General features: G+C 74.4%; 2 protein-coding genes. Both read left to right on the top strand.

The features are described 5' to 3' along the window. The coding region (locus FV223_RS27255; RefSeq protein ID WP_281407478.1) for a ring-opening amidohydrolase at positions 1–261 on the top strand (261 nt) is incomplete at its 5' end. 10 nt (positions 262–271) lie between these two features. Continuing rightward, positions 272–1,553: ATP-binding cassette domain-containing protein (locus FV223_RS27250; protein WP_147729823.1), on the top strand; the 1,282-nt coding region annotated here is incomplete at its 3' end.

The raw sequence follows: 1,553 nt of genomic DNA, 5'->3' as shown, positions 1-1,553 counted from the left end.
GGACAGCTGGCGCCGGCGCAGCGCGCGCGGATGGTCGCGCTGCTCGCCAAGGCCGAGGCCCCGTCCGACGGGCGCCTGCGCGGGCTTCGCACCACCATGCTCACCGATTCCGACCACGCCGCGACGCGGCACGCCCGCGGCTTCGTCGGCGGGGTGCTCGCCGGCCTCGTCGGCCATGCCGAGCTCTACGTCTCGGGCGGCGCCGAGCATCAGGGGCCGGATGGCGGCGGCCCCGTCGCGATCATCGCCGAAGCGCCGTGAGAGGCCGCCCATGACGTCGTCACCGCTCGCGTCTCCTCCCTCGGCCCCGGCCCCGGGCCCCCCCCGCGCCATCGGCGTCGAGACCGTCGGCATGACGAAGCGCTTCGGCGCCTTCGCCGCCCTCGACGACGTGTCGATGAAGATCGCGGCCGGCGGCTTCCACGCGCTGCTCGGCGAGAACGGCGCTGGCAAGTCCACGCTGGTGAAGTGCGTGATGGGGTTCTACGCCCCGAGCGCCGGCACGGTGCTGGTCGACGGCCGCGAGGCCGAGATCACCAACCCGAAGGGCGCGCAGGCGCGCGGCCTCGGCATGGTCTACCAGCACTTCACGCTGGTGCCCTCGCTCACGGGGGCGGAGAACCTCGTCATCAGCCGCGCCGACGCGCCCTCGGTGATCGCCTGGGGCCGGGAGCGCGCGCGGCTGTCCGCCTTCATGGCCGGCATGCCGTTCCGGCTGAACCTCGACCGGCCGGTGGCGGAGCTGGCGGCGGGCGAGAAGCAGAAGCTCGAGATCGTCAAGCAGCTCTACCTCGAGGCGCGGTTCCTGATCCTCGACGAGCCGACCTCGGTGCTGACGCCGGGCGAGGCCGAGGAGGTGCTGGGGCTGCTCCGCGCGATGGCCGACCGCGGCGACCTCACCGTGCTGATGATCAGCCACAAGTTCCGCGAGGTCGAGACCTTCGCCCGAAGCCTGAGCGTGCTCCGGCGCGGTCGGCTCGTCGGCGGCGGCGCGGTCGGCGCGCTGTCCCGCGACGACATGGCGGCGATGATGATGGGCGAGCGCAAGGTGCGCGTGCCGGCCGCGCGCCTCGGCGAGCCCGACGAAGCCCGCGAGATCCTGCGCATCGCGGGCGTGACCGCCACCGACGCCTCGGGCCTGCGCCACATCGCCGTCGACGCGCTCAGCGTTCGCGCCCGCGAGATCGTCGGCATCGCCGGCGTCTCGGGCAACGGGCAGAAGGAGCTCGCCGACGTCCTCGGCGGCCAGGTCCGCGCCACCGGCGGCCGGGTGGTGGTGGCCGGCGCGCCCTATGCCGGCACGCGGGCCGAGAGCCGCGCGCGAAAGGTGCGGTTCATCCCGGAGGAGCCGCTGCGCAACGCCTGCGCGCCGCGGATGTCGGTGGTCGAGAACCTGGGCTTTCGCGCCTTCGACCGGCGCGGCGACGACCCGACGGGCAAGCCGACCTTCTGGCTCGACCGGGGGGCGATGGCCCGGCGCGGGCGCGACCTGATCGAGCGGTTCAAGGTGAAGACCGCCTCGTCCGAGGCGCCGATCGCGACCCTGTCCGGCG

The organism is Methylobacterium sp. WL116 (genome assembly GCF_008039455.1).
Lineage (GTDB): Bacteria > Pseudomonadota > Alphaproteobacteria > Rhizobiales > Beijerinckiaceae > Methylobacterium.
The sequence above is the reverse complement of the archived record's forward strand: the minus strand, read 5'-3'. Positions and strand labels throughout refer to the sequence as shown.